Genomic DNA, 25,902 nt, shown 5'->3' on the forward strand with positions numbered 1-25,902 from the left:
TCCGGTCTCGGGAAGGGGCGCGAACGTGGTTGGAGCGGAGCCGTGAGTCAATCGCACCTGTCGTCTTACAGCCTAAGGTAGTTGTGTTTTAATTAAGCGCGGTTAGATTGCAGACTTGGCAACGGAGACGATCATGGCGACGGCGCAACCTCAATCGACCTCCGAGACGGCCCATCGCGCCGATGTCGAGGCGGCGGCCTTTCCCACGCGGGAATACATCGGCGCCATGGCGCTGGAAATGGCGCGGCTGGCGCGGGACGAGGGCGACGTGCGGCTGGCTGGCTTGCTGGAACAGGCCGCGGGCGTTGCGGGTCATCCGCAGGCCTAGAGCGAAGCTAGGCCGCCGGGCAGCAGGTCGGCGCGGCCGATCAGGCTGAGCTCCAGCAGAGCGGCGGCGACCTGGGACACCGGGGAGTTGAGGGCGCGGGCGATCTCGTCGCGTGGGGTGGGTGTCGGCGACAGCAGGGCGGCGACGCGGTCGAGGAAGGCGTCGTCGATGTCGCCGTCGAATCGCATCGGATCGGCGGGCGGCTCGCGCAGGGTGCGCAGGGTGTTGAAGGCGCGGTCGATGTCCTCGATCCCCTCGCACAGGATGGCGCCCTGGCGCAGCAGTTCGTTGGGCCCGCGCGCGCGGGGATCCAGCGGCGAGCCGGGCACGGCGAAGACGTCGCGGCCCTGTTCGGCGGCGAGACGGGCGGTGATCAGGGAACCGGACCGGACCTCGGCTTCAACGACCACCACCCCGCGTGACAGGCCGGAGATGATGCGGTTGCGGCGCGGGAAGTCGCGCGCCTGGGCGCGGGCGCCGACCGGGCTTTCGGAGACGACGCAGCCCTGGTCCGTCAGGCGGGCGTAGAGGTCGGCGTGTTCGGACGGATAGATGTCGTTCACCCCGCCGCCCAGGACCGCAACGGTTCCAGTCGCCAAGGCGCCTTCGTGGGCGGCGGCGTCGATGCCGCGCGCCATGCCTGAGACGACGACATGACCGGCCTGACCGAGTTGCTGCGCCAGGCCGCGTGCGATCCGCTGACCGCCCGCCGAGGCGATGCGGGCGCCGACGATGGCGACCGAGGGCTGGTTCAGCAGGTCGACGCGGCCTCGCGTCCACAGGATCGGCGGCGGCGGATCGAGCGCGGCCAGCATTTCGGGATAGTCGGGATCGCCCAGCACCAGCAGGCGGGCGCCGATGGCGTCGCCGGCGGCGATCTCGCGTTCGACCGTCTCGATGGGCGGCGGAACGGAGGCGGAGCCGGATTTGCGCACCAGAGCGGGCAACGCGTCCAGCGCACTGAGGGCCGAGCCGTAGCGGCCGATCAGTTGGGTGAAGGCGACGGGGCCGATGCGGTCGGTGCGGGCGAGCCGCAGCCGGGCGAAGCGTTCCGCCGGGTCCAGGCTCACGCCTTCTTGGCCCCGATGCGCGGTTCCTCGCCCTTCAGCAGCCGGGCGATGTTCTGGTGATGTCGAACCCAGATCAGGACGGCGGCGAACACGGTCAGGGCGAGGATGGGCAGGCTGACCGGCAAGCCGACGACGGCGAGCGGCAGAAGCGCCAGCATAGGCGCGGTCGCCGATGAGATGAGCGCCGCCAGCGATGAATAGCGGAACAGGAAGGCGCAGAGCAGCCAGACCGCCCCCGCCATCAGGCCCAGCGGCCAGGCGGCAGCCAGCAACAGGCCATAAAAGGTGGCGACGCCCTTGCCGCCCTTGAAGCCCAGCCAGACGGGAAACAGGTGTCCCAGGAAGGCCGCAACGCCGGCGATGGCGCCGGCCAGCTCGCTGCCGAACAGATGACGGGCGATCAGCAGGGCGACCGCGCCCTTGCCCGCGTCCAGCAGCAGGGTGGCCAGGGCCAAATCCTTGCGGCCGGTGCGCAGGACATTGGTCGCGCCGATATTGCCCGACCCGATGTTGCGCACGTCGCCGGCGCCGGCTGCACGCGTGATCACCACGCCGAACGGAATCGAGCCGAGCAGATAGCCGCCCAGCGCCACCAGCGCCAAGGTCCCGAGAGCCGGGGCCACTAGATCCTGCACGTTGATTCGCTCCCCGCGTGTCGTTGCGGCAAAATGCGTCGCGGGGCGGTCGGGAGCAAGGGCGATCCGACCTCTTGACCCGATGATCGGCGCAGCGTTTGGTCCGCGCGTCTTTCCGGAGCCGATCCATGACCCGTATTTCCGCCGCCGCCGCGACCCTGCTGCTGCTTTCGACGACAGGTTGCGTGGGTGCGCCGCCGATGGTGCCTGCGCCGTCATCGGGTCCAGCAATGGCGGCCTATTTCGACTGCGTGCGGGACGGCGGCGTGGCGATCTCGGCGCACCGGGCGGTTTCGGCGCTCGACCAGCCCGAGAATTCCATCGCCGCCATCGAGGCGACAGGCCGGGCGATCCCCAATGCGATCCTGGAACTGGACGCGGTCCTGACCAAGGACCAGCATTTGGTTCTGATGCATGACGACACCATGGACCGGACGACCACGGGGCGCGGCCGGGTCGCGGACCTGACGCTGGCCCAGGTGAAACAGGCGCGGCTGAAGGCGTCGAACGGCGCCCTGACGCGCGCCGCGCCGCCCACGCTGGGCGAGGCGCTGGACGCCGCCGGACGCGTGGGGGCCATCGCCAGCATCGACCTGAAACCCGCGGACGGCGAGACCACGGTCGATCTGGCGCGAGCGGTGATCGATCAGGTGCGTCAGTCGCGGGCCGGAAACCGGGTGATCCTAATCACCTATAACGACGCCGACGCGCGGGCGGTGGCGGCCATGGCGCCGGAGATGATGATCTCGGCCGGGCTGGGCGGTGTGGATGATCTGAGTGGGCTGGACCCGGCGCAGATCCTGGCCTGGACCGGCACGCGCGAGGAGCGCCCGGCGCTGTGGCGTGCTCTGCGCGAGGCCGGCGTCGAGGTTCAGTTCGGCACCCTGGGCGCCGAGGGCGTGCGCCGCGACGACCGTTACGCCGCCGACGGGGACGTCTCGGAATACCGCGATCTGGTGCGCCAGGGCGTGACCGTGATCGCCACCGACACGCCGCTGGCCGTCAAGTCGGTGCTGGGCGCCGAGGTGGCCAAGGCCGCGACGTGCGCGCGGCCGCGCTGATCTGAGCCTTAGAAGACCTTGCGACCGCCCACCCAAGTTCCGATCAGCTTGCCCTGAAGTCGGCGGCCGTCGAACGGGGAGTTCTTGGATTTGGAGTGAAGGGCGTTGGCGTCGATGATGACCGGCGCGCCGGCGTCGAACAGGATGATGTCGGCAGGGGCGCCCTCGGCCAGGACGCCCGCGTCGAAGCCGAGCAGGGCGGCGGGCCCCTGGGTCAGGGGACGAAGCACGTCGAGCAAATCCAGACCGTCTTCGTGATGCAGGGTCAGGGCGGCGGGCAGCAAAGTCTCCAAGCCGATCGCGCCCGGCGCGGCCTCGGCGAAGGGACGGCGCTTGTCCTCGGCCGGGGCCGGGGCGTGGGCGGAGGTGATGACGTCGATCAGGCCTTCGCGCACGGCTTCGATCAGGGCTTGGCGATCAGCCTCGGAGCGCAGGGGTGGATCCAGCCGGTAGAAGGTGCGGTAATCGCCGATGTCCACCTCGTTGAAGCAAAGGTGATTGATCGAGACGCTGACGGCGACGTCCAGCCCCTTGGCGCGGGCGCGGGCCAGGGTGTCCAGCGCGCCCTCGGTCGAAATCTGATCCACCAGGAACCGCGCGCCGGTCTGTTCGACCAAGGCCAGGTCGCGCTCCAGCCCGATCCGCTCGGCGATGGCAGGGCTGCCGGACAGACCGAGGCGCGTGGCCAATTCGCCGGAGGCGGCGACCGCGCCTTCGGTCAGCCAGGAGTCGGCCGGGCGGCAGGCGATCAGGGCGTTGAAGGCTGCGGCGTAGCTCATCACCCGTTGCAGGGTGCGGCTGTTGACGATGACCTTGTCGCCGTCGGTGAAATAAAGGCCGCCGGCCTCGTCCATCAGGCCGATCTCGGCCATGCGCTGGCCGTCCAGAGCCTTGGTCGCGGCGCCGGCGGCGCGGACGTTGACGAGGTTCAGGGCCGCGCCGCGCCGCTGGATGAAGTCGATCATGGCCGGGTCGTCGACGGCGGGATCGGTGTCGGGCTGAACCACGATGGTGGTCACGCCCCCAGCGGCGGCGGCCAGGCTGGCGGATTTCAGCGTCTCCTTGGGCTCGGCGCCGGGTTCGCCGGTCTTGACCCGGATGTCGATCAAGCCGGGCGCGAGGCACAGGCCGTCAGCGTCGATGATCTGATCCGCCGCCAGGTCCGGCGTCGGACCATGGATGACGCGGCTGATGCGGCCGTCCTGGATCAGCAGGCCGCCGGGGCCGTCATAGTCGGACGCGGGGTCCAGCAGACGGGCGTTGATGATGGCGACGGTGGTCATCGGGCGTCTCCCCAACGGGCGGAGAGGGAGGCCAGCACGGCCATGCGGGCGGCGACGCCCATTTCGACCTGATCCTGGATCAGGGAGACGTCCAGGTCGTCGGCCACGTCGGAATCGATCTCGACGCCGCGGTTCATGGGCCCGGGGTGCATGACTCGGGCGCCGGGGTTGGCCCAGGCCAGCTTCTCGCGATCCAGACCCCAGAAGCGGAAATATTCGCGGGTCGAAGGGACCAAGGCGCCGGCCATCCGCTCCAGTTGAAGCCGCAGCATCATGACGACGTCGCAGCCTTTCAGACCTTCGCGCATGTCATGGAAGACCTCGCAACCCCAACGGTCGGCGTCGCCGGGCACCAGGGTCGGCGGGCCGATCAGGCGTACGCGCGCCCCCATCATCTGCAGCAGGGCGACGTTGGAGCGGGCCACGCGGCTGTGGGTGATGTCGCCGCAGATGGCGACGGTCAGGCTGGTCACATCGCCGAAGGCCCGGCGCATGGACAGCAAATCCAGCAGGGCCTGGGTCGGGTGTTCGTGGCGGCCGTCCCCGGCGTTCACGACGGCGCAGCCGACCTTCTGGCTGAGCAGTTCGGCCGCGCCCGAGGCCGAGTGACGGATGACCAGGATGTCGGGCTTCATGGCGTTCAGAGTGACCGCCGTGTCGATCAGGGTTTCGCCCTTCTTCACCGAGGAAGAGGCGACCGGCATGGTGACGACGTCTGCGCCCAGGCGCTTGGCGGCGATCTCGAAGGAGGAGGAGGTGCGGGTCGAGTTCTCGAAGAACAGGTTCACGACCGTGCGGCCGTGCAGCAGGTCCAGGGCCTTGGACGACTGGCGATTAAAGTCCACGAAGGCGTCGCCCAGATCCAGCAACTGCGGCGTCACATACGGATCGAGGTCCGATGCGGCCAGGAAGTGCGGTTTGGGGAACGGAACCAGCCGGTCGCGGATGGTCTGATCGGTGACTTGAGCGGGCTGGGTCATCGAGACGCGGCTATAGGCGTGACTCGCCCTGAACGCCAGTCAGGTGAAGTGGAACAGAGCCAGGAGGATGGGAATGACCACGGCGCTGCCCACGGTGGTCAGGGCGATGACGCCGGCGATCAGCGGCGCATCGCCGCCCATCTGACGCGCCAGGATGTAGGAGGCGGCCGAGCCGGGCGCGGCGCCGCAGATCAGGGCGATGCCCTGCGCCAGGCTGTCGCCGCCCAAAGCCCAGGCGAAGAACCACATCAGCGGCGGCATGACCCCCAGCTTGACCAGGCTGACGGCGGCGATGGTGGTGCGGCGTCGTTTGACCTCGGCGAAGGACAGACCCGCCCCGGCGACGATCAGGCCTAGGGGCAGGGCGGCGGCGCCCAGCAGGTCCATCGCATCCGACAGGCCAGGGATCAGCGGCACATGCATTAGATTCAGCGCCAGGCCGATCAGGCAGGCCAGCAGGATCGGATTGGCCAGCATCGACTTGATCAGGCCGACAACCGACGGCTCGCGCCGCAGAGATCCCCATTTCGCCAACACGGCGACGCAGGCGATGTTGGTGACGGGAATGATGAAGGCGATGGCGACCGCGGCCAGCGCCGTGCCTTCCGAGCCATAGACCGACTGGATCACCGGCACGAAGACGAAGCTGTTCCAGCGGATCACGCCCTGAAAGACGCTGGTGTAGGCCGGGCCGTCCAGGGTGATCAGAGGCTTGGACGCCAGGGTCGCGGCCGCCACGATCAGGGTCGCGCCCACCGCCGCAGCACCCGCCACGGTCGCGCCGCCGCCGGCGAGGTCGGCGTGCCAGATCGCGGGGATCAAGAAGCTGGGGTAGAAGATGTTGATCGACAGCTTCTCGATCGGCCGCCAGGCCTCGTCGGGCAGGAAGCCGGACTTTCGCAAGCCGTAGCCCAGGGCGATCATCAGAAAGACCGGCAGGACGCCGGCGATCAGGGCCGTCAAACCCAGGTCGCCTGATCCCGAACTCGATCCAGCGCCCCTTGCAGAATCCAGGCGGCGGCGGTGCGGTCCACGACCTGGGCGCGGCGTTTGCGGTTCAGGTCCAGATCCTCGATCAGGAAACGCTCGACGGCGCTGGTGGACAGCCGCTCGTCCCAGAAGGCGATGTTGACGGGCCGCAGCCGCTCCAGATTGCGGGCGAAGGCGCGGCACGACTGGGCGCGCGGGCCTTCCGTGCCGTCCATGTTGGCGGGTAGGCCGATGACCAGGGCCGAAACCTTGCGATGCGCCATCAGCTTGAACAGCTGTTCGGCCTCCTGCGTGAACTTTAACTTGCGGATCAGCTCCAGCGGCGAGGCGATCAGGCGCGTGGAATCCGACACGGCGACGCCGATGGTCTTCTCACCCAGATCCAACCCCATCCACGGTGTGTCGGGTGGGCAGGCGGCGGGCAGATCGAGGAGGTCGAGGACGGGCACGGCCTGCGGTTAGGACTGGCGCGGGCCGAAGTCAAAGGCGATGGTGACGACGATCGACAGGAAGGACGATGACATGCGCACGGCGACAGCGGCGATGACGGCTTTTGGGCTGGTGCTGAGTGGGTGCGGACAGTCGGACACGCCGGCCAAGACCTCGACCGCACAGGATACTCAGATTGCGGCAGCCGCGCCGACGCCGAGCCCGATTACGCGTGCGGCCCCGCCACCGACCACTAAGTCGGTGGGGTCTGCCGAACGGCGCGCGGCTGCTGCACGCGAAGAGATCGGCACGGCGGCCGATGTGTCGCAGTTGCAGGCCCTGCCGGAGCAGAACGCCAAGGTCTTTAGTCTTTCGGGCGGCGATCCGGCGGTGAATGGTCTGGTGACCTATTTCGCCCTGTTCGGCGGCCCGGCCGAGGGCTGGCGCGCCTATCCTCTGGGCGACTATGCCGAATGGAAGGTCGTGGAGGCGAAGGCCAGGCGTGTGGTCCTGGCGGTGCGTCAGGACACGGCGGGGCCGAACGGCGACATCCTGAAGGTGGAGCGCACGGTGCAGATCGACTTCCCCTCAAGCGGCGAGACGCCGCCCGACGCGGTGTCCGTCAGCACGTCGCGGTGAGATCGCGCCTGACGACGGGCGGCTGATCCTTGTGAATCCCAGTGCGGGCGGCTAATCCGACCGCTTCGTTTTCATTTTGTGTGTTGGAGGGCCGCATGGCCATCGACGCTGCGACGGTGCGCAAGGTTGCGCATCTCGCCCGCATCAAGACCCCCGAGGACCGGCTGGAGCCGCTGGCGCAGGAGCTGAACGGCATCCTGGCCTGGATCGAGCAGTTGGATCAGGTGGATGTCGAAGGCGTGGAGCCGATGACCTCGAACGTCGCCCAGCCGCTGCGCCTGCGCGACGACATCGTCACCGACGGCGCCAAGGTCGATGCGGTCCTGTCGAATGCGCCGAAGTCGGCGGACGGCTTCTTCGTCGTGCCCAAGGTGGTCGAATAGTCATGAGCGACCTGACCAAACTGACCCTGAAGGGCGCCGTCGACGGGCTGAAGGCCAAAGACTTCACCTCGGTCGAGATCACCCAGGCCTTCCTGACTACGATCGAAGCCGCGAACCCGAAGCTGAACGCCTATGTCGAGGTGACGGCGGACAAGGCCATGGACATGGCCCGCGCGTCGGACGCCCGTATCGCATCAGGCGAGGGCGGGGCGCTGGAGGGCGCGCCGCTGGGCATCAAGGACCTGTTCTGCACCGAGGGCGTGCAGACCACAGCCGGCTCCAACATGCTGCGCGGCTTCGTGCCGCCGTATGAATCGACCGTCACCGCCAATCTGTGGCGCGACGGGGCCGTAATGCTGGGCAAGCTGAACATGGACGAGTTCGCCATGGGCTCGTCCAACGAGACCTCGGCGTTCGGTCCGGTGGTGAATCCGTGGAAGTCGGCCAACTCCAACGCCGATCTGACGCCGGGCGGATCGTCGGGCGGTTCAGCCTCGGCCGTGGCGGCCGACCTTTGCCTGGCTGCGACCGCGTCGGACACCGGCGGCTCGATCCGCCAGCCCGCCGCCTTCACCGGCACGGTCGGGATCAAGCCGACCTATGGCCGCGCCAGCCGCTTCGGCATGGTGGCCTTCGCCTCGTCGCTGGACCAGGCCGGGCCTATCACCAAGACGGTCGAAGACGCGGCCCTGCTGCTGCAATCCATGTGCTCGTTCGACGCCAAGGATTCGACCAGCCTGGACATCCCGACGCCGGACTGGACCCAGTCTGTCGGCAAGTCGGTCAAGGGCCTGCGCATCGGCGTGCCGCGCGAATATGTTGTGGGCGGGATGCCGGCCGAGATTCAGGCCCTGTGGGACCAAGGCGTGGCCTGGCTGAAGGACGCCGGCTGCGAGATCGTCGAGATCAGCCTGCCGCACACCAAATACGCCCTGCCGACCTACTATATCGTGGCCCCGGCCGAGGCGTCGTCGAACCTGGCCCGTTACGACGGCATGCGGTTCGGGCACCGGGCGGAGGATTTCAAGTCGCTGGACGACCTGTACGCCACCTCGCGCGCCGAGGGCTTCGGCAAGGAGGTCCAGCGCCGCCTGACCATCGGCGCCTATGTGCTGTCGGCTGGCTTCTACGACGCCTACTACGTCAAGGCGCTGAAGGTGCGTCGCCGCATCGCCGAGGACTTCGACAACGTCTGGGGCCAGGTGGACGCCATCCTGACGCCGTCGACGCCGTCGGCTGCGTTCGCGCTGGGCGACAAGCAGATCGACCCGCTGACCATGTATCTGAACGACGTCTTCACGGTGACGACCAATCTGGCCGGACTGCCGGGCATTTCGGTGCCGGCGGGCGTGGACGCCGGCGGCCTGCCGCTGGGTCTGCAGGTCATCGGCAAGGCGCTGGACGAGGCGACGGTGTTCCAGGTCGGCGCCGCGCTGGAACGGGCGGCGGGCTTCACGGCCAAGCCGGGCAAGTGGTGGTGAGCATGAGCGACAATACGAAGACCATCAAAGGCCGCACCGGCGATTGGGAAATCGTCATGGGGCTGGAGATCCACGCCCAGGTGGCGTCGAAGGCCAAGCTCTTTTCCGGCGCGGCCGTCGGCTTTGGCGCGGGGCCGAACGAGCAGGTGTCGCTGGTCGATGCGGGCTTTCCCGGCATGTTGCCGACGCTGAACAAACACTGCGTCGAACAGGCGGTGAAGACGGGCCTGGGCCTGCGCGCGCAGATCAACCGCCGCAGTCAGTTCGACCGCAAGAACTACTTCTATCCCGACCTGCCGACCGGCTATCAGATCAGCCAGCTCTATTACCCTATCGTGGGTGAAGGCGTGGTCGAAGTGGAGGCCGAGGACGGCAGCTTCTTCAACGTCGGCATCGAGCGACTGCACCTGGAGCAGGATGCGGGCAAGCTGATCCACGACCTGTCGCCGACCGAAAGCTACGTCGACCTGAACCGGGCCGGCACGGCGCTGATGGAGATCGTCTCGCGTCCCGACCTGCGCACGCCGGATGAGGCGGTGGCCTATGTGAAGAAGATCCGGACCATCCTGATCTATCTGGGCACCTGCGACGGCGACATGGAGAAGGGCAATCTGCGGGCCGACGTGAACGTGTCGGTGTGCCGGGCCGGCAACTACGACAAGTTCAAGCAGACGGGCGACTTCAGCCATCTGGGCACGCGCTGCGAGATCAAGAACGTCAATAGCTTCCGCTTCATTTCTCAGGCGATCCAGTATGAGGCGCGCCGCCAGATCGAAATTCTGGAGGACGGCGGTTCGATCACTCAGGAGACGCGCCTGTACGACCCGACGGCCGGCGAGACGCGCTCGATGCGGTCCAAGGAAGAGGCGCAGGACTATCGCTACTTCCCCGATCCCGACCTGTTGCCGCTGGATTTGGAAGAGGCCTGGATCGCCGAGATCAAGTCGTCGCTGCCCGAACTGCCGGACGACAAGCGCAAGCGCCTGATGGCCGATTACGGCCTGTCGCAATACGACGCCATCGTGCTGATCTCGGAACAGGCCAAGGCGGACTATTTCGAAGCCGCCGCCAAGGGTCGGGACGCCAAGCTGGTGTCGAACTGGGTCACGAACGAGGTGTCGGCGCGCCTGGCGGCCGATGGCAAGGACTTCAGCCAGAACCCGCTGCCGGCGGCGCACGTCGCGCAGCTGGTGGAGTTGATCGAGACGAACGTCATCTCGTCCAAGATCGCCAAGGAAGTCTTCGACCACGTCTGGAACGGCGAGGGCTCGCCGGCCGAGGTGGTCGAGAAGCACGGCCTGAAACAGGTCACCGACACCGGCGCGATCGAAAAGGCCGTGGACGAGATCATCGCCGCCAACCCGGACAAGGCGGCGGCCGTGGCGGACAAGCCCCAGGCCATCGGCTGGTTCGTCGGTCAGGTGATGAAGGCCACGGGCGGCAAGGCCAATCCGGCGGCCGTCAACGACATCCTGAAGGCCAAGCTGGGCCTGTAAGGCGAGGCGTCGGACTAAAAGCAAAGGCCCTGCGGATCGCTCCGCAGGGCCTTTTCAATTCTGTGTTTAGGCTGACGGCGGTACGGGCGGCGCCGGCGGTGCAGGGGCAGCCGGAGGCGCAGGCGGGACGGGGGCGTCCGGGTCGGTCGGCGCTGGCGGAGCGGGCGGGGCAGGCGGCGGAGGAGGAGCGGACTCATCGACAGGGGGCGGCGCCGGGGGCGCGGGCGGCGCAGGCACGGCGGGATCGACCGGCGGCGGGGCCGGATGGTGCGGAGTCTGATGATCGACCGGCGGAGGCGGCGGGGGCGGCGGCGCGCTGGGCGCTTGCTGGGCGGTTGCGGCGCCGGCCAGCAGCATCGAGGCGGCCAGGGCGGTCAGTGCGATCTTCATCGGGACATGTCCTTCGGTTGAAACGCCATCCGGAAACGCTTCCGGACGTCATCGCGAATGGCGACGAAGACCAGCGTCGGAGCGCATCGCGTCCGATTTTCGTCCGGCAGGTTTCAAGTCGTTTCAAGCGCTGATTGCTGAAGCTGATCTCGGCTGAGCGGTGTTTGTGGCGCAGATGAGGGCTTCGAATACCTTGCGATCCAATGATCGCCTGACAAGATGTCGCACCGGAACAAGGTCACGCGAGGGTCACGGTTCGTAATCCTTCAGCGAAGCGGGGCAATAAAAAAGCCCGACGGCGCGGGGCCGTCGGGCGGAAGTGCAAAATCGGCAGGCTGTTACCAGCGCCAGGCGTCGCGGATGACGTCGATAATATAGCCGTCGTATTCGTCGATCAGATACAGAGTGTTGTCGACGGAAACCCAGCGCGTGCCCTCGGGCGGATAGCCCAGGCCGTAGGTGCGCCAGTCGTTCAGCTGATAGCGCCAGAAGGCATCCGGCAGATACTGACCGACCGACCACGACCGACCCCAATAGGAGCGCGGCACGCTGTAGTAGCCCCAGCCCGGCGCGAAGTAGAAGCCGACGCGAACGCCGTTGTAACCCCTGAAGCGCCGATCATTGCGCCACCAGTCCGAGCGGTGGTTGCGATAGAAATCCCGCCGCCATTGATCGCCGTTGAAGCGCTGGCGGAACTCGCGGTGCTGACGGTCGCGGTCACGACCGTTGTTCCACCCCGAGCCTGGACGGTCGGGACGGTTCCAGCCGTTTCCAGGACGGTCGGGGCGTTGACCGCCAGCATTTGGGCGGTCGGGCCGATCGGGTCGGTTCCAGCCGCCTTCGGGGCGGTCGGGACGATGGTCGCCAGTGTTCGGACGATCGGGTCGGTTCCAGCCGCCTTCGGGCCGGTTTGGACGCTGGCCGCCAGTGTTCGGACGATCAGGTCGGTTCCAACCGCCTTCGGGGCGGTCGGGACGCTGGCCGCCGGTATTCGGACGATCGGGTCGGTTCCAGCCGCCTTCGGGCCGGTCCGGACGCTGGCCGCCGGTGTTCGGGCGATCAGGCCGGTTCCAGCCGCTTTCGGGACGATCCGGACGTTGGCCGCCTGCATTGGGGCGTTCGCCACCCGACGGGCGCTCGGGGCGGGGCGTATCGTTTGCGGGTCGGCTGGGACGTTCGGGGCGAGGCTCGCGCGGTCCGTCTTCACGACCCATCTGCGGACGCTCGGGCCGGTTCATGCCGCGGGCGCGGCCTTCGCGCTGCGGCCGTTCCTGCTGAGCCTGGTCTTGTTCCTGGGCGAGGGCTTGCATCGGAACTGCAAGCGGGCCGGCGACGGCGATGGCGGTGAAAGCCATCAGGAGGCGTTTCATGGTCTTTGGTTCCTGCACGCCGGGTCTCCGGCGGCTTGAGGCAATCATCGATCCGTGGCGATGAACCCAGGCTGAACACTGTTCGCAATCAAGGGGCTGTCCGAAAAAGCAGAACCCCGCAGGCAAGACCTGCGGGGTTTGATAGTCCGGTTTTGACGGGGCTTAATAGACGCCCGAGAGGACGCTGGCGATCAGGCCGCTGGCCACGGCGATCAATAGGATGTCGTTGCCGGCGTGGACGTAGCGATAGCCGCGCGGTGCTTCGCGAAGACCGTAAACATAGGGATCACGGACGTAGTAGCTGCGATACTGCGCTGGCAGATAGCCGCCAGTGCGCCAGCGATAGCCGCTGTAGCGCGGCTCGACCCGGTAATAGCCGTAGCTGGGCGCATACCAGTAACCCGAGCGCGGACCGTTGTAGCCCCGGAAGTCCGAACGGCCGCGCCACCAGTTGCTGTTGTTGCGGTCCCAGCGGTCGTTGCGCCAATCGCGACGGTCGTCCCGGCGTTCGTCGCGATAGTCGCGGCGGTCGTCGCGGCGATCACGACGATAGTCTTGGCGGCTGTCATAACGACCGTCGCGCCAGTCGCGGCGATCTTCACGGCGTTCCTGGCGGAAGTCGCGGCGGTCGTCACGGCGATCCTGGCGATACTCGCGGCGGTCGCGGTCCTGGGCCTGAACGAGCATCGGCACGGCCGTGGTCGACAGGGCGAGGGCGACGACGGCGGCCTTGGTGAGGCGGTTCATCTTCGTGCTCCATTCTGGGCCGCCGACGGATGTGCCGACCCGACCCGTTAATGATGAGCAAGGTCGGATTTCGCGCCTGAATGCCCGCTGAACGATCGCGTCAGGTTTGAGGAGCGCTCGTGCGCCGCGCCGGCGAGGCGTGAACGAGAGATTTATCAAAAATTTCCGAGGTCTGAATCCCGGTGAAAGTATTCATTTCTGCTTTACTGAAAAGTCCGGGCGAGGCCTTTCGCCGTTAACTTTAACTTCAAACCACCGGTATTTGATGGCGTCTCAGAGGCGGGCCCAGAATGGCGCCCGATCAGGAGATACGGTGATGAACGCGCAAGAAATGGCGCACGACCTGCAGGCCAGCGATGACGGTCTGCCCCTGCCGACCCCGGACATGTCCGGCGACGACCTGTTCAAACTGGGCATGATGTATTCGGCCGGATCGGGCGGTTGCCCGATGGACCGGGTGTCGGCCCACATGATCTTCAACCTGGCGGCCATGAAGGGTTCGATCGAGGCGCGCGTCTATCGCCGCGAGATGAGCCTGGAGATGGAACGCGACGAGATCGCCGAGGCCCAGAAGGCCGCGCGGCGCTACATCGACCAGGGCGTAGTTCAACTGGTCGCCTAAACGACCATCTAGAACTGGGCGTAGCCGTTGCCGTTCGATCCGTTGATCGAATAGCTGAAGCCGATAGGCAGGGCGGCGCGCACCTGGGTAAAGAAGGCCGCCAGTTCGCCCAGCGTCGAACGCGGCACGAAGACGATGTCGCCACGCCGCAAGGGCACGACCTCGCCGCGACGCGGACGCAGGTCCACCACACGCATCATGCGTGATCCGCCGGGACCGCGACGGATCAGGGCCACGCTGTCCTGACGCGACGTCGGGGCGAACCCGCCGGCCTGGATCACCGCCTGATAGGCGTCCAGATCGCCGATCATTTCGAAGACGCCCGGGTTGCGCACCTCGCCGTCGACCCAGACGCGGATCGGCCCGGCCTGGCGCAGGGTGACCTCGACGACAGGGCGCACCAGCTGGGACGCATAGGCCGCCGAGACGACCTGCTGAAGCTGGGGCAGGGTGCGATCCGCCGCCATGACCGATCCGATCAGGGGCAGGGCGATGCGACCATCGGGACCGACCTTGAGCGTGCGGGTCAACTCAGAGGCCGTCGGCGTCGCGACCTCGATCTCGTCGCCGGGATAAAGCAGATATTCCGGCTCCTGGTCCGTCCAGGGGGCGAAGGGCAGGCCGGCGAGCTCCTCGTAGGGCGACCGGTCGACGCGCCGAGGATCGGGAACGCCGCCGGCGCTGCCGCAGGCCGCCAGCGAGGCGGCGATGGAGGCTGAACCCAGGGTCAGCAGAAACAGGCGGCGATCGGTCAGCATGGGAATCGGTCGGCCTCGACGAGGGATATCAGGCAACCTCGCCGGTTATGGGTAATCATCGGTTAACGCCGGTGGGCGAAGGGTGACGACAACACGCCTTTCAAGGGATTCGGCCCGCCCGATGCGCTCCACCGCACACGTCACCACAAGGCCGCGCTACGGCGTTCTGGACGTGATCGGCCTGTTGTTCCGCGAACTGCTGCTGATGATCGTCGTCTTCGTGGTGATCCTGGGGCTGGGGTTCGCCGCCGCCATGACGCTGAAGAAGAACTACACCGCCACCGGCTCGGTCTTCGCAGGCGTGGGTCAGGAATACGTCTATCAGCCGCGCGTCGGCACGGCCGAGCGGGGGCAGGCGCCGCAGGGTGACGAGGTTGCCAACTCCGAAGCTGCCATCCTGGGCTCCAGCGCCGTGCGCCAGAAGGTGGTCGAGGCCCTGGGCCCGGCCGCCATCCTGGGCGAGCCGCCCAAGGGCAGTCCACAGGCCGCGCGGTCCGCCGCGCTGAAGGCCGTCGGCGGCGGCTTGGGCGTCGCCACGGCGCCGGGCAGCGCGGTCATCCACCTGACCTACAAGGCCGACGATCCCGAACGGGCGGCGCGGGTGTTGAACACGATCATCGAGCAATATCTGATCTATCGCCGCGAAGTCTTCCAGGACAAGACGCCGGCCATCGCCAGCCAGCGCATCGCCTTTGAGGATGAACTCGGCAATGCGGATCGGGCTTATGAGGCCTTCCTGGCCTCCAATGACATCGGCGACTTCACCGCGGCCAAGGCGACGCTGGCGGCGACCTATCAGACGGTCTTCACCGACCGGATGTCGACCCAGAGCCAGCTGAACCAGACCGCCCAGCGCCTGAACACCCTGGTGGCGCAGCAGGCGGGGACGCCGGCGGAAGTGGCGCTGCAGCAGGATCTAAATATCTCGGCTCAGGATCAGGTGCTGCAACTGCGCACCGAGCGCGAGCAGCTGTTGTCGCGCTATCAGCCCGACGCCCAGCCGGTGAAGGACATCGAGGCGCGGATCAATCAACTGCAAGCCTATGTCGCGACCGGCACGGCTGTCGGGGCCAAGGAGGTCCGCACCGGGCCGAATCCCGTCTGGACCGAGCTGGAAACCACGCGAATCAACACTCGGGCCGAGCGCGACTCGCTGGCGGCGCGTCTGGCCGTGCTGGATCGTCAGCTGGCCGATATCCGTTCGCGGCAGGCGCGGCTGACGGCGCTGGAATCCGAGAACACGACCCTGGCCGGCAATCGCGAAGTGCTGAGCGCCTCCATCCGGGAGTTCCAGCAGCGCGAGACGCAGAGCCGCGCCGACAACGCCCTGGTCGCCGCCGGCGCCGACAATGTCACCGTCATCGAACGCGCCCAGCCGCCGGCGACGGGCAAGAGCCTGAAGATCCCGCTGCTGGCGGCGGTCTTCCTCTTCGCGGGTTTCACCGCCCTGTGCGTCGGCCTGTTGCGCGTGTTCACACGGCGCGGCTTCACGACGCCGGCCTCCGTCAGCCGCACTCTGGACATGCCCGTCCTGGCCGTCGCGCCGGCCAAGGCGGCCTAGCGAAACTCGTGCTAGGCTGAGGGCTTAGGGAGCGCCTTGGCGATTCGATGGTCGATCTGACTTCAGAAATGGCGGGCCTGTGGGCGGCGCTGGGACCGGCGCCGGCGCACCGCGCGCGCGTGATCCAGTTCGCCTCCGCCGCGACCGGCGAGGGTGTCTCGACCGTTGCGCGAGAGTTCGCCCGATTGGCGGCGGTGCGGGCGCGAAAGCCCGTCTGGCTGATCGACGGCGATCTGGCGCAACAGGGGCAGTTGGAGACGGTGTCGGCCGAGCCGGATCGGTTCGGCCAGGTCGGAAAGGCCGCGCAAGGCTCGCCCGACGGCTCAAGCTTCTACGCCGTGACGCCGCGCGTGACCGGGCGCGACGGCAAGCCGGTGCCGGATTCGCGACTGCTGACGGCGCGGTCCTGCCTGGGCGGCCGCCTGTGGGTGACGCATTTCCACATGGAAGCGCTGCGGTCCGGGCACCGGGTCGAGGCCGTCGGCGAGCCCCGATATTGGGAGGCGCTGCGGCCCCACGCCGACACCATCGTGATCGACGCGCCCGCCGCCGATCGCAACGACATGGCGATCATCTTGGCGCCCTTCGTGGACATGACGGTGTTGGTGATCGCGGCCGAAAGCACGGCCGCCCATGCCCCGGTCATCCTGCGCGACGAGATCGAAGCGGTGGGCGGCAAGATCGCCGGCGTGGTCATGAATCGCTCGACATACAAGGCGCCGGGCTTCCTGCGGCGATTGATGGGCTGAAGCCTTCCGAAGCGCTTTTTCGGCGTCCGCTTTCGCACATTCGGCAAGAAAATGAAGCATCTGCGGCGAAGCTCGGCGTGGATGCGGCGCCTTTCCGCGTCTTGCGCATTGTGTGGCCATGACAAGGTCCGTCGCATTCGTCGGAGCGGGGCCGACGACGCTCTACGCTCTTCATGCCCTGCTGTCTCAAGGCACCGTTTCGGCGCGGGTGATGGTGTTCGAGGCGCGCGAGACGGCCGGTTGCGGCAGCCCCTACAGCCCGGACTGGAACGACGCGGCGATGCTGTCCAACATCGCCAGCATAGAGATCCCGAAGTTACAGGACACGTTGGCCGACTGGCTGTCGGCACGAACGCCCGCCGAACTGGCAGAGCTGGACGTGGATGGGGCGTCGCTCGATGAGCGCACCTTCGTCCCGCGTGTCGCCTTGGGGCGATACTTCGAAAGTCAATTCGCCACCCTGGTTCAGCAAGCGCGCGCAAAGGGCGTTCTCATAGATGTGCAGACGGGATGCCGGGTCATCGACGCTGCGAACCGCAAGGACGGTATCGAGCTGACCTTCACGTCGCCGCCGTCGCGGAAGGTCGCCAAGGCTGTATTCGACCACGTGGTTCTGGCGACGGGTCACCAGTGGCCGTCGCGGCCGGACGCCCAGCCCGGATATTTCCTCAGCCCCTGGCCCGCATCTGACCTCGCGGATGTTCCGGCGACGCAGATCGGCATTCGGGGGTCGTCGTTGACGGCCATCGATGCGGCCGTCGCCCTGGCCACGTCGCACGGGGACTTCGTTCGACAGGATGATCGGCTGATCTATCAGCCCGCGTCCGATACCGAAGATTTTCACATCGCCATGATGTCGCGAAAGGGACTGTTGCCCGAGGCGGATTTCTATTTTCCGCTGCCGCATCGCCCGCTGACCTATTGTACGCCCGAGGCTGTCGCTGCGGCTGTGGCGTGCGGTCCTGACGGGCTGCTGGACGCCGTGTTCGACCTTTTTCGAGCCGAACTGATCCATCTGGATCCGGACTACGCCGCCGAGACGGGACTGCATGACGCGACGCTGGAAACCTTCGCCGAGAGCTATTTCGCGCGGCGGGCATCGGTTGATCCCTTCGTCTGGGCCGCCGCGAACCTGAAGGAGGCGCAGGCGAACCATGCCGCAGAGGTGACGGTGGCCTGGCGCGACGGCGTCCTGCGCATGCATGAAATCGTCGCCGTCATCGTGCCGCATCTGGACAGTGCCGAGTTCGAGCGGTTCAGCCGCGCCTTCAAGCCGATCTTCGTCGATATCTATGCCGGCGTGCCGCACGAATCGATCGAGCGGATGCTGGCGCTGCACACCGCCAGACGGCTGGATGTCATCGCCCTGGGCGACGACTACGATGTCGATACGCGTTGTCCCGAAGGCGGCGCGCGGGTGACGATCGGCGACACGACGCGCCACTTCCCGATCTTCATCGAGGCGACGGGGCAAGCGGCTCTGAGCGGCATCCAGTTTCCTTTCTTGTCCTTGTTGGAGCAAGGGATCGTGCGTGATCAGGTTGCGAATGACGCGCCCGATGTCATCCGGGGGATTGCGGTCGATGACATGTTTCGGCCGGTCGACGCGCCCTTGCCGATGGATCGGCTGTTCTGTCTCAGCCTGCCGTTCATCATGGGGCGGCATCCCTTCGCGCAAGGGATCACCAGTTCGCACGAAATGGGCGGGATCGTCGGTCGGCGACTGGCGTTGATCCTGAATACCGCAAAGCCTGCGGTCGATCTTGCCGATACGGCGGCCTGACGCGAGGACGAATGAAGCTGTTTGCGATCTACATCGGCGGGGAGCACCCCGGCGCCAATATCGAGGTGCACGATATGCGCTTCCTCGTCGCACCCACGATCGAAGCGACGAAAGACGCCTTGCTGGCGCAGTGGTGGGGACGTGAAGGGACGTTGCACATCGATTGCTGGTCGGAGATTTCGCAGGCAGACGGCTATGAGGTCAGCCTGTCGCCGACGCCTTATGAGGGCAAGGAAAAGCTCTACTACGTCAACCTGGGCGGCTACGACGGCGTGGGGTTCGCCGAGCAGCACCGCAATGTCTTCGTCGTCGCCGATAGCCTGCCGGCGGCCAAGGCGCGCGCCATCAAACTGGCCAAGGGTTGGACGGACGCGCACCGGGACGAGATGTATGAGGCCGAACAGGCGTTTGCGCTGGACGACGTTGCGGGCGGCGAACGCCTGTATATTCACCTCAAGCCCAGCCTTATGAGGGGCGATCCTGACTTCACCTGCCGCTACATGCCAATCCGCTGATCAGGCCCTAAGGCGCTTCAGCATCGCCGCGCCGTAGAGTTTCGGCTCGAAGCCTTTCGTCCAAAGGACCTTGCCGAGACCACGCGCGCAGCGGTCATAGGTGTGGGCGCGGTCGGGACGACGAAGGAGGGCGGACATCAGGGACGCGGCGCCCCAGACACCGGCTTGGGCCAGACCGACCAGCATCCATTTGATGACGCCGGGCCAGTCGCGGCGGTCGGCGGCAATCTGGGTCGGGCTCTGGCCATAGGCGAAGGCGCGGGTCAGGGCGTATTTCAGGGTGGCGCGGTGGGGCGGGGCGAACTCGTCCGCCCAGGCGTCGGCGGCCCAGCCAAACCGGCCGCCGCTCGCCGACAGGGCGGTAAACAGTCGGTCGTCCTCGCCGCCCGTCTCGTTCATGGCGACATCGAAAGGCGCATCGCCGGGCAGGGCGGTGGCCCGTACCATCAGACTGTTGCCGCAGCCGTGGATGTCGTCTGTCGGGCCGGTCTCGCGCGGGCCGTCGCGGCCGAAGAACCGCTCCAGATAGGCGGTGGTCCAGCCGGTGTTGTCCGGCACGCGCCCGCGAATGGGGCCGAAGACGACATCGGCACCGGTCTGGCCTTGCGCGTCCAGCAGAGCGGCGAGCCAGCCGGGAGAGGCGGCCTCGTCGTCGTCGAGGAAGGCGATCAAGGGCGCGTCAGTCGCGGACAGGCCGACGTTGCGCGCGGTCGCGACGCCGGGGACGGGGGCGTTGGCATAGGTCAGGGGGACGGGCGCCTCGGCGCGCAGGCGCTCGATCAGGACGGCGGCGGAGCCTTGCGGGTCATTGTCGGCGACGACGATCGCGGCCACGCGGTGCAGCGATCCGGTCTGGGCGAAGACCGAGCGCAGGGCGCGCTCCAGACTGCCTGGGCGGCGCAGGGTCGGGATGATGACGGCGACATCGCGCATGGTCAGACGGCGTCCGCATAGACAGCGGCGCGGTAGAGACGCAGAGCGAATGCGCGGGCCTTGACCGGCAGGGCCACCGTCAGGGCGGCCTGTTTCATCATGCGGCGCGCAAAGGGCAGGGCGGGCAGGCGTTTCAGGGCGCGCGCGGCCTTGTAGCTGGGATAGGTCTGGACGACGGCGGAGTGCAGGGCGACGACGCGGGCGAAGTTGCCGGCGCCCTGGTCGAACTTGCGGGCCAGATCCTCGACCGTGTCGAGGCCCATATGCGTGGCGGGATTGTCGATATGGACGACGGGAAAGCGGCGCGAGACGCGCATGGCCCATTCCACGTCCTCCCAGCCCCAGCCGCTGAAACCGGGATCGAAGGATTCGGCGGCGAAGACGTCGCGGCGCACCAGCAGGTTGGAGGTGTAGACGTATTTCTCGGGCGTCAGGGCGCGCTGGGACGCCGGCAGGCATTCAGACGCGCCGGACAGGGCGCGGTGGACGGCGAACCGGGCGTCGGTCGGCGCCTGATCGAGAGAGAAGCCGCCGAAGGCCACAGCGGGAGCGTCATCCTTCGTCAGTCGCAGCCAGTTTTGCAGGAAGACGGACGTGTCGGGCCGCATGTCGCTGTCGAGGAACAGATAGGCCTCGCCTCGGGCGGCGGTGGTCAGGCGGTTACGGCCCCTGGCGCGCCCTTCGTTGGCGGCCGAGGTGATCAGGCGGACGGGCAGATGCAGGGTGTCGGTGGTCGCCTGAAGCCGGGTCGTCAGATCGGCGTCGGCGGTGCCGTCGTCCAGCAGGATCAACTCGACCGCGCCGGACAGGGCGGGGGCCTCGGTGTCCAGTTGGCGCAACAGGCCTTGCGGATCGTCGCGCAGGAAGGGGATCAGGACCGAGATCGTCGGCGTCGCCTGAGCCCAGGCGGCGTTGTCGTGAATCTGGACGCTCATGCCGTCATGCTCCGGCGCGCGCGGATCAGGCGCATGAGGACGTCACGCACGCCTGCGGCGTTCAGGGTCAGGGCGACGACGGCATAGACGAGGCCGCCCACGCTCGCGTCCAGCATCAGCTCCATGAAACCGCCCAGCGGCGGCATCATCCAGACGACCCCGGCCATGACGGCGGAGGCGATCCCGCAGCGGATCAGCGCCTCCCAGGGCATGGGCAGGGCGATGGCGCGGCGGCTGAGCAGGATGCAGGCGATCAGGCCGATAGCGAAGCTGGCGGTGGTGGAGACGGCCGCGCCGGTCACGCCCATGCGGGGGATCAGCACCAGGTTCAGCGCGACGTTGCACAGGGCCGGGATCGCCATCGTCACTAGCAGCAGGCCGGTCTTCTTGCCCAGGGTGAAGCCGAAGCCGAAATAATAGGCGATCATGCCCGACAGAAAGGACGAGGCGGCGATCCACGGCGTGACCAGGGCGGCGGCGGCGCGCAGATCCTGGCCGATCATCAGCTCCGCCAGCGGCCGCGCGACCAGCGACAGGCCGACGGCGGCGGGCAGGCCGATCAGGATCAGGGTCGAACCTTGCTCGATGGCCGTCTGGCGCAGGGCCTCGCGTCCGCCGCGCTCCAGCGCCATGACCATGGCCGGCGCCCCCGCCGCGCCCAGCCAGATGAAGATGACGTCCAGCGTCCGGTTCGCCAGGCTGTAGCTGGCGTGATAGGCGCCGACCGCCGCGGCATCCATGAAGGCCGCCAGCAGGAACCGGTCGGTCGAGGCCAGCACCAGCGCCAGGGTCAGCGACGCCGCGATGGGATAGCCGTAGAGGGCGTAAGCCTTCAGCCGCGTGCGATCCACGATCCCGCCACCGGCCTGTCGCAACTCGCCGGGCAGGATGAAGGGCAGGGCGAACAGGGGGGCGATGGCGAGGCCCAGCAAGGGCGAAGCTGCGCCGGCGCCGGCCAGCGCGAACCCGGCCCCGACCAGGAAGCCCAGGATGGCGACGCCGATGTCCACGGCGGCGGATTTCGACACCTCGCCCGCCGCGCGATACCGCTCCTGCGCCAGCTTCGCGAGGTTGCGCACGGGCGCGCCCGCCAGGCCGAAGGCGACGGCGATCTTGAACGCCGGCGTCAGCGGCGCCAGCCACACGATCAGGGCCGCGATCGGGGTGAAGACGGCGATGATCGTGAACGACGTGCGGTACAGACTGGCGAAATGGGTCGCCATTCCCTCGGGTGTGCGCTCGGCCGCCCAGAAGCGCGCCATCGACGCTTCCAGCCAGGTGAAGGTCACGGTGTGGGCCAGGGTCGTGACCGAAAACGCCAGGGCGTAATGGCCGAAGTCGTCGGCGCTGAGCAGGCGCGTAAAGACGAAGATCGTCAGAAAACCGACGACCCCCTGGACGATCTGGGCCGGCAGATAGCCCCAGACGCCGCGCCAGAACATGCGCTTCTCGCTCAACGCACGGCCGCCCGGTCGCCCAGAAGGACGGGAATGGTGACGGCGATGACCCACAGGTCCAGCCAGAAGGACTGTCGCTCGATATATTCGATGTCCAGCTGGACGCGTTCACGCACTTGGGCCTCGGTGTCCACCGGGCCGCGTGAGCCCTTGATGGCGGCCCAGCCGGTCATGCCGGGCTTGATCCGGTGTCGATGGGCGTATTCGGCGACCAGCAGGGCGGACTCGGTCTCGCCGGTCTTCATGCCGATGGCGTGGGGGCGAGGGCCGACCAGGGACATCTCGCCGGACAGGACGTTGAAGATCTGCGGCAGTTCATCCAGGCTGGTGGCGCGGATAAAGCGGCCGACGCGGGTCACGCGGTCGTCACCGGGGCAGACCTGACGGCTGGCGCTGGCGTCGGCGGCCTCGTGACGCATCGAGCGGAACTTCCACACCACGATGGTCTCATGATTGAAGCCGTGACGGCGCTGGCGGAAGAAGACGGGGCCGGGGCTGTCCAGCTTCACCGCCAGTGCGACCAGGGCCATGATGGGCGCGGCGACGACCAGGGCGACGGCGCCGATCAGCAAATCCTGCATCCGCTTGTTGAAGGCCCGGCGATCCGGGTCGGCAGGACCATCCAGAGACGCGAGCGGCGCATTCGCCAGCCTGTTCAGCAGTCCATCGCGACCCAGTTCTGAATCAACCAGGACCGTCAGCGGATTGGGCAGGGCGTTCAAGGTCTGCGTCAGGTCGCGCACGCGCTGGCCGGCCTCGGGATCTATAGCCAGCACAATCCGGTCGACATAGGGCGTCAGCCGGTGGGTCAACAGAGCCTTGGCGGTCCCCAGCACCGGCACGCCGGCCAAGCTGTCCGGCGATCTGGCCAAGCGGTCGTCAAACACGCCCAGCACATTCATGTCACGTCGCTCCAACGCCTGTTCGATCAGACGTCGCGCGTTTCGGGTCGCGCCGACGATGACGATGTTGGGCGACAGCACGCCCAGCCGACGCCACCGCGCAATGACGACCAGCCACAGGCCGTGCAACAGCGCCAGGGCGGCCGTCGTCGTCAGGGCCCAGGGCGCAATGACGTTCAGCGCCGGGCGGTCCAGCAGCCAACCCAGCACGAGCGCCACGCCGGCCGAGACGACTCCCACGCCCACAACGCCCGTTATGTGCAGAGGCCAGGGCGTGTCGCGTCCGAATCGATAAAGCTGAAGCGCGCGCATCAACACGAGCACCAAAACGGCGCCGACGACCACGGGCGCGGCGTCGCCGACCGTGATCGAGGCCAGACCCGTCGGCTGTATCGCCAAGACCGCGCTGCACGCCAGCCCGCAGACCATCAACACGTCGATCAGCCGGAAATAGTGCGCCGACAGGCGCACGGACGATCGCTCGCGCGCATTCAGCCAGATCTCCGGCCGGAACGGCCCGCGCGACGGCCGGCTCTTCAGCGGCGTATCGGCGGCGAGATTGGCGGGACGGTCGAGCAACAGGCGATCCAGCAGCGATCCGGGGGGGCGAATGATGGCCGCGATATTGCCGCTTCGGCCTCTATGTCGCGTTAACGTGGACGCTTTCTCTCGAACCGGATTGCGCGACGCATCAGCCTCCGCTATCGACGCCCTCGCAGGAGACGTGGCCGAGTGGCTGAAGGCAACGGTTTGCTAAATCGTCGTACCCCGTAAGGGGTACCGAGGGTTCGAATCCCTCCGTCTCCGCCATTTCCTCAAATCGTCCGCCGTTTGAACCGACCCGCCCACGCGTTGGGTCATCGACGTCACCTGTCTTGTCGCTTTGATCGCTGCTGACTTCGTCGCCACGTGGTGAACAGGCCGTCTGTGACAAGCAACCCTGCCGAACCATCTGCCGCAAACGCAACACGGCCCGCAGGCGACTGCGGGCCGTGTCTTTTGATGCGCGGTGACGCGTCGGCTTAGACAGCCTTGGCGCGGTCCTTGTCGGAGGAGCTGCGGGCCAGTTCGCGATTTAGCCACAGGGCCACGAGGGTGCAGATGGCGCCCGACAGCAGATAGGCGCCGGCGGCGATCAGGCCGAACTGGCTGGAGATCCACAGGGCCGCCAAGGGCGCAAAGCCCGCGCCGAACAGCCAGGCCAGGTCCGAGGTCAGGGCCGAGGAGGTGTAGCGGTTGGTCAGGCTGAAGCTGGAGGCCACGGGGCCAGAGGCTTGCCCGAACGACAGGCCCAGCAGGATGAAGCCGGAGATCATGAAGGTCAGCTCGCCGACCGGGCCGCCGTTCAGCAGTTGCGGCGCAAAGCCCGAGAAGGCGGCGATGCCGGCGGCGGTGATCGCCAGCAAGGTGCGGCGGCCGTAGCGGTCGGCCAGTATGCCCGAGGCCAGGATGGCCAGCAGGCCGAAGACGGCGCCCACCATCTCGATCAGCAGGAAGCGGACCGGCGTTTCCTTGGTGAACAGGAACACCCACGACAGCGGGAAGACGGTCACCATGTGGAACATGGCGAAGCTGGCCAGCGGAGCGAAAGCGCCGATGGCGATCTTGGGGCCTTCGTCGCGCAGGGCCTGGCTGATCGGCGTGGGCTGAAGCTCACGCGTTTCGAACAGCTTCTGGAAGGCCGGCGTCACTACGATGCGCAGGCGCGCGAACAGGGCCACCACGTTGATGGCGAAGGCGACGAAGAACGGATAGCGCCAGCCCCAATCCAGGAAGTCAGGGGCCGACAGCGTGTTCAGGAAGAAGGCGAACAGGGCCGAGGCCACCAGCAGGCCGATGGGCGCGCCGAGTTGCGGGATCATGGCGTACCAGCCGCGCTTCTTCTCTGGCGCGTTCAGCGCGAGCAGCGAGGCCAGACCGTCCCAGGTGCCGCCCAGGGCGACGCCCTGGCCGATACGGGTGAGGGCCAGCAGCACCGGCGCCCACATGCCGATGCTCTCATATCCGGGGATGAAGGCGACCGACACGGTCGAGGTGCCGAGCAGCAGCAGGGCGGTCGTCAGCTTGGCGCCGCGCCCGAACTTGCGGTCGATGGCGATGAACAGGACGGTCCCCAGCGGCCGAGCCAGGAAAGCCAGGGCGAAGACGGCGAAGGAGAGCAGGGTGCCGCCTACCGCGCCCGCATAGGGGAAGATCAACTGCGGGAAAACGACCACCGAAGCGATGGCGTAAACAAAGAAGTCGAAAAACTCGGAAGTTCGGCCGATAATGACGCCGATGGCGATCTCGCCGGCGTCAACCTTGCCATGGCCCGTGTGAAGGGCGGCGGCGTCGCGTTCCAGCGACTCTGACGAAGGGGTCGTCGAGGCGGACATGGGCTTGGTCGCTCCGTGTGAGACTGAATT

Annotated in this window: 26 protein-coding genes and 1 tRNA gene; 12 read left to right on the forward strand and 15 right to left on the reverse strand. The window is 67.4% G+C overall.

The features are described 5' to 3' along the window. Positions 1-133: 133 nt before the first annotated feature. On the forward strand, positions 134-328 hold the full coding sequence (locus AC3WRC_RS08145) for a hypothetical protein (RefSeq protein ID WP_055753428.1): 195 nt from the start codon (positions 134-136) through the stop codon (positions 326-328). Here AC3WRC_RS08145 and dprA read toward each other — a convergent pair. Beyond that, a complete protein-coding gene (gene dprA / locus AC3WRC_RS08150) occupies positions 325-1,398 on the reverse strand; it encodes a DNA-processing protein DprA (RefSeq protein ID WP_492303515.1) in 1,074 nt (357 codons plus the stop codon). The two genes, AC3WRC_RS08145 and dprA, sit on opposite strands and share 4 nt — an antisense overlap. Continuing rightward, complete coding sequence (gene plsY, locus AC3WRC_RS08155) at positions 1,395-2,033, reverse strand: glycerol-3-phosphate 1-O-acyltransferase PlsY (RefSeq protein ID WP_492303516.1); 639 nt, start codon at positions 2,031-2,033, stop codon at positions 1,395-1,397. The genes dprA and plsY overlap by 4 nt, the downstream gene beginning before the upstream one ends. Positions 2,034-2,161: 128 nt before the next feature. On the opposite strand from plsY, the gene AC3WRC_RS08160 reads away from it, so the two are divergent. After that, complete coding sequence (locus AC3WRC_RS08160) at positions 2,162-3,094, forward strand: glycerophosphodiester phosphodiesterase family protein (RefSeq protein ID WP_492303517.1); 933 nt, start codon at positions 2,162-2,164, stop codon at positions 3,092-3,094. Positions 3,095-3,102: 8 nt separating this feature from the next. Here AC3WRC_RS08160 and pyrC read toward each other — a convergent pair whose 3' ends face one another. Genes pyrC through ruvX form a run of 4 tightly spaced genes read right to left on the reverse strand, consistent with a single transcriptional unit; the run spans position 3,103 to position 6,796 of the window. Continuing rightward, positions 3,103-4,377: a dihydroorotase gene (gene pyrC, locus AC3WRC_RS08165; RefSeq protein WP_492303518.1), complete on the reverse strand. Its 1,275-nt coding sequence runs from the start codon at positions 4,375-4,377 to the stop codon at positions 3,103-3,105. Next, on the reverse strand, positions 4,374-5,357 hold the full coding sequence (locus AC3WRC_RS08170; RefSeq protein WP_205680803.1) for an aspartate carbamoyltransferase catalytic subunit: 984 nt from the start codon (positions 5,355-5,357) through the stop codon (positions 4,374-4,376). The genes pyrC and AC3WRC_RS08170 overlap by 4 nt, the downstream gene beginning before the upstream one ends. A 39-nt stretch (positions 5,358-5,396) precedes the next feature. Further along, a complete protein-coding gene (locus tag AC3WRC_RS08175) occupies positions 5,397-6,320 on the reverse strand; it encodes an AEC family transporter (RefSeq protein ID WP_492303519.1) in 924 nt (307 codons plus the stop codon). Further along, positions 6,317-6,796, reverse strand: coding sequence for a Holliday junction resolvase RuvX (ruvX, locus tag AC3WRC_RS08180; RefSeq protein ID WP_492303520.1), 480 nt, complete (start codon positions 6,794-6,796; stop codon positions 6,317-6,319). The genes AC3WRC_RS08175 and ruvX overlap by 4 nt, the downstream gene beginning before the upstream one ends. Before the next feature lie 73 nt (positions 6,797-6,869). On the opposite strand from ruvX, the gene AC3WRC_RS08185 reads away from it, so the two are divergent. From AC3WRC_RS08185 to gatB, 4 genes are all read left to right on the forward strand, one after another. Then, entirely contained in the window at positions 6,870-7,415 is a 546-nt protein-coding gene (locus AC3WRC_RS08185; RefSeq protein WP_492303521.1) for a hypothetical protein, read from the forward strand. 95 nt (positions 7,416-7,510) lie between these two features. After that, the gene (gatC, locus tag AC3WRC_RS08190) at positions 7,511-7,798 is read left to right on the forward strand and encodes an Asp-tRNA(Asn)/Glu-tRNA(Gln) amidotransferase subunit GatC (RefSeq protein ID WP_492303522.1); all 288 of its coding nucleotides are present in this window, start codon (positions 7,511-7,513) and stop codon (positions 7,796-7,798) included. A 2-nt stretch (positions 7,799-7,800) separates the two neighbouring features. Then, complete coding sequence (gene gatA, locus AC3WRC_RS08195; protein WP_492303523.1) at positions 7,801-9,279, forward strand: Asp-tRNA(Asn)/Glu-tRNA(Gln) amidotransferase subunit GatA; 1,479 nt, start codon at positions 7,801-7,803, stop codon at positions 9,277-9,279. A 2-nt stretch (positions 9,280-9,281) separates the two neighbouring features. Next, positions 9,282-10,775, forward strand: coding sequence for an Asp-tRNA(Asn)/Glu-tRNA(Gln) amidotransferase subunit GatB (gatB, locus tag AC3WRC_RS08200; protein WP_492303524.1), 1,494 nt, complete (start codon positions 9,282-9,284; stop codon positions 10,773-10,775). A gap of 66 nt (positions 10,776-10,841) precedes the next feature. On the opposite strand, the gene AC3WRC_RS08205 is transcribed toward gatB, so the two are convergent. From AC3WRC_RS08205 to AC3WRC_RS08215, 3 genes are all read right to left on the reverse strand, one after another. Continuing rightward, the gene (locus AC3WRC_RS08205) at positions 10,842-11,165 is read right to left on the reverse strand and encodes a hypothetical protein (RefSeq protein WP_492303525.1); all 324 of its coding nucleotides are present in this window, start codon (positions 11,163-11,165) and stop codon (positions 10,842-10,844) included. A 338-nt stretch (positions 11,166-11,503) separates the two neighbouring features. Then, a complete protein-coding gene (locus AC3WRC_RS08210) occupies positions 11,504-12,535 on the reverse strand; it encodes an RcnB family protein (protein WP_492303526.1) in 1,032 nt (343 codons plus the stop codon). 162 nt (positions 12,536-12,697) lie between these two features. Beyond that, positions 12,698-13,282 carry an RcnB family protein gene (locus AC3WRC_RS08215; RefSeq protein WP_055753440.1) on the reverse strand — a complete coding sequence of 195 codons (585 nt, stop codon included), beginning with the start codon at positions 13,280-13,282 and terminating at the stop codon, positions 12,698-12,700. Positions 13,283-13,598: 316 nt separating this feature from the next. Between AC3WRC_RS08215 and AC3WRC_RS08220 the strand changes: the two genes are divergently transcribed. Continuing rightward, positions 13,599-13,904 (forward strand): sel1 repeat family protein, encoded by a 306-nt coding sequence (locus AC3WRC_RS08220; protein ID WP_354074172.1) that lies wholly within the window; start codon positions 13,599-13,601, stop codon positions 13,902-13,904. Positions 13,905-13,912: 8 nt separating this feature from the next. On the opposite strand, the gene AC3WRC_RS08225 is transcribed toward AC3WRC_RS08220, so the two are convergent. Beyond that, positions 13,913-14,662, reverse strand: a complete 750-nt coding sequence (locus AC3WRC_RS08225; protein WP_492303527.1) for a polysaccharide biosynthesis/export family protein — start codon at positions 14,660-14,662, stop codon at positions 13,913-13,915. A gap of 121 nt (positions 14,663-14,783) precedes the next feature. Between AC3WRC_RS08225 and AC3WRC_RS08230 the strand changes: the two genes are divergently transcribed. From AC3WRC_RS08230 to AC3WRC_RS08245, 4 genes are all read left to right on the forward strand, one after another. Beyond that, entirely contained in the window at positions 14,784-16,223 is a 1,440-nt protein-coding gene (locus AC3WRC_RS08230; protein WP_492303528.1) for a GumC family protein, read from the forward strand. Positions 16,224-16,270: 47 nt separating this feature from the next. Continuing rightward, positions 16,271-16,972, forward strand: coding sequence for a P-loop NTPase family protein (locus tag AC3WRC_RS08235; RefSeq protein WP_017506474.1), 702 nt, complete (start codon positions 16,271-16,273; stop codon positions 16,970-16,972). A 118-nt stretch (positions 16,973-17,090) separates the two neighbouring features. Then, a complete protein-coding gene (locus AC3WRC_RS08240; RefSeq protein WP_492303529.1) occupies positions 17,091-18,755 on the forward strand; it encodes an FAD/NAD(P)-binding protein in 1,665 nt (554 codons plus the stop codon). Positions 18,756-18,766: 11 nt separating this feature from the next. Next, positions 18,767-19,270 (forward strand): DUF1543 domain-containing protein, encoded by a 504-nt coding sequence (locus AC3WRC_RS08245; protein ID WP_492303530.1) that lies wholly within the window; start codon positions 18,767-18,769, stop codon positions 19,268-19,270. Here AC3WRC_RS08245 and AC3WRC_RS08250 read toward each other — a convergent pair whose 3' ends face one another. Genes AC3WRC_RS08250 through AC3WRC_RS08265 form a run of 4 tightly spaced genes read right to left on the reverse strand, consistent with a single transcriptional unit; the run spans position 19,271 to position 24,076 of the window. Next, entirely contained in the window at positions 19,271-20,203 is a 933-nt protein-coding gene (locus AC3WRC_RS08250) for a glycosyltransferase (RefSeq protein WP_492303531.1), read from the reverse strand. A gap of 2 nt (positions 20,204-20,205) precedes the next feature. Continuing rightward, a complete protein-coding gene (locus tag AC3WRC_RS08255) occupies positions 20,206-21,138 on the reverse strand; it encodes a glycosyltransferase family 2 protein (protein WP_055753447.1) in 933 nt (310 codons plus the stop codon). After that, on the reverse strand, positions 21,135-22,580 hold the full coding sequence (locus AC3WRC_RS08260; protein ID WP_492303790.1) for an oligosaccharide flippase family protein: 1,446 nt from the start codon (positions 22,578-22,580) through the stop codon (positions 21,135-21,137). Before AC3WRC_RS08260 ends, AC3WRC_RS08255 begins: the two co-directional genes overlap by 4 nt. Before the next feature lie 11 nt (positions 22,581-22,591). After that, complete coding sequence (locus tag AC3WRC_RS08265; protein WP_492303532.1) at positions 22,592-24,076, reverse strand: exopolysaccharide biosynthesis polyprenyl glycosylphosphotransferase; 1,485 nt, start codon at positions 24,074-24,076, stop codon at positions 22,592-22,594. 139 nt (positions 24,077-24,215) lie between these two features. On the opposite strand from AC3WRC_RS08265, the gene AC3WRC_RS08270 reads away from it, so the two are divergent. Beyond that, a tRNA-Ser gene (locus tag AC3WRC_RS08270) sits at positions 24,216-24,307 on the forward strand. 212 nt (positions 24,308-24,519) lie between these two features. Here AC3WRC_RS08270 and AC3WRC_RS08275 read toward each other — a convergent pair. Then, positions 24,520-25,872 carry an MFS transporter gene (locus AC3WRC_RS08275; RefSeq protein ID WP_055753450.1) on the reverse strand — a complete coding sequence of 451 codons (1,353 nt, stop codon included), beginning with the start codon at positions 25,870-25,872 and terminating at the stop codon, positions 24,520-24,522. Positions 25,873-25,902 lie beyond the last annotated feature (30 nt).

It is taken from the genome of Brevundimonas sp. EU05-FHT14B07, from assembly GCF_058790795.1.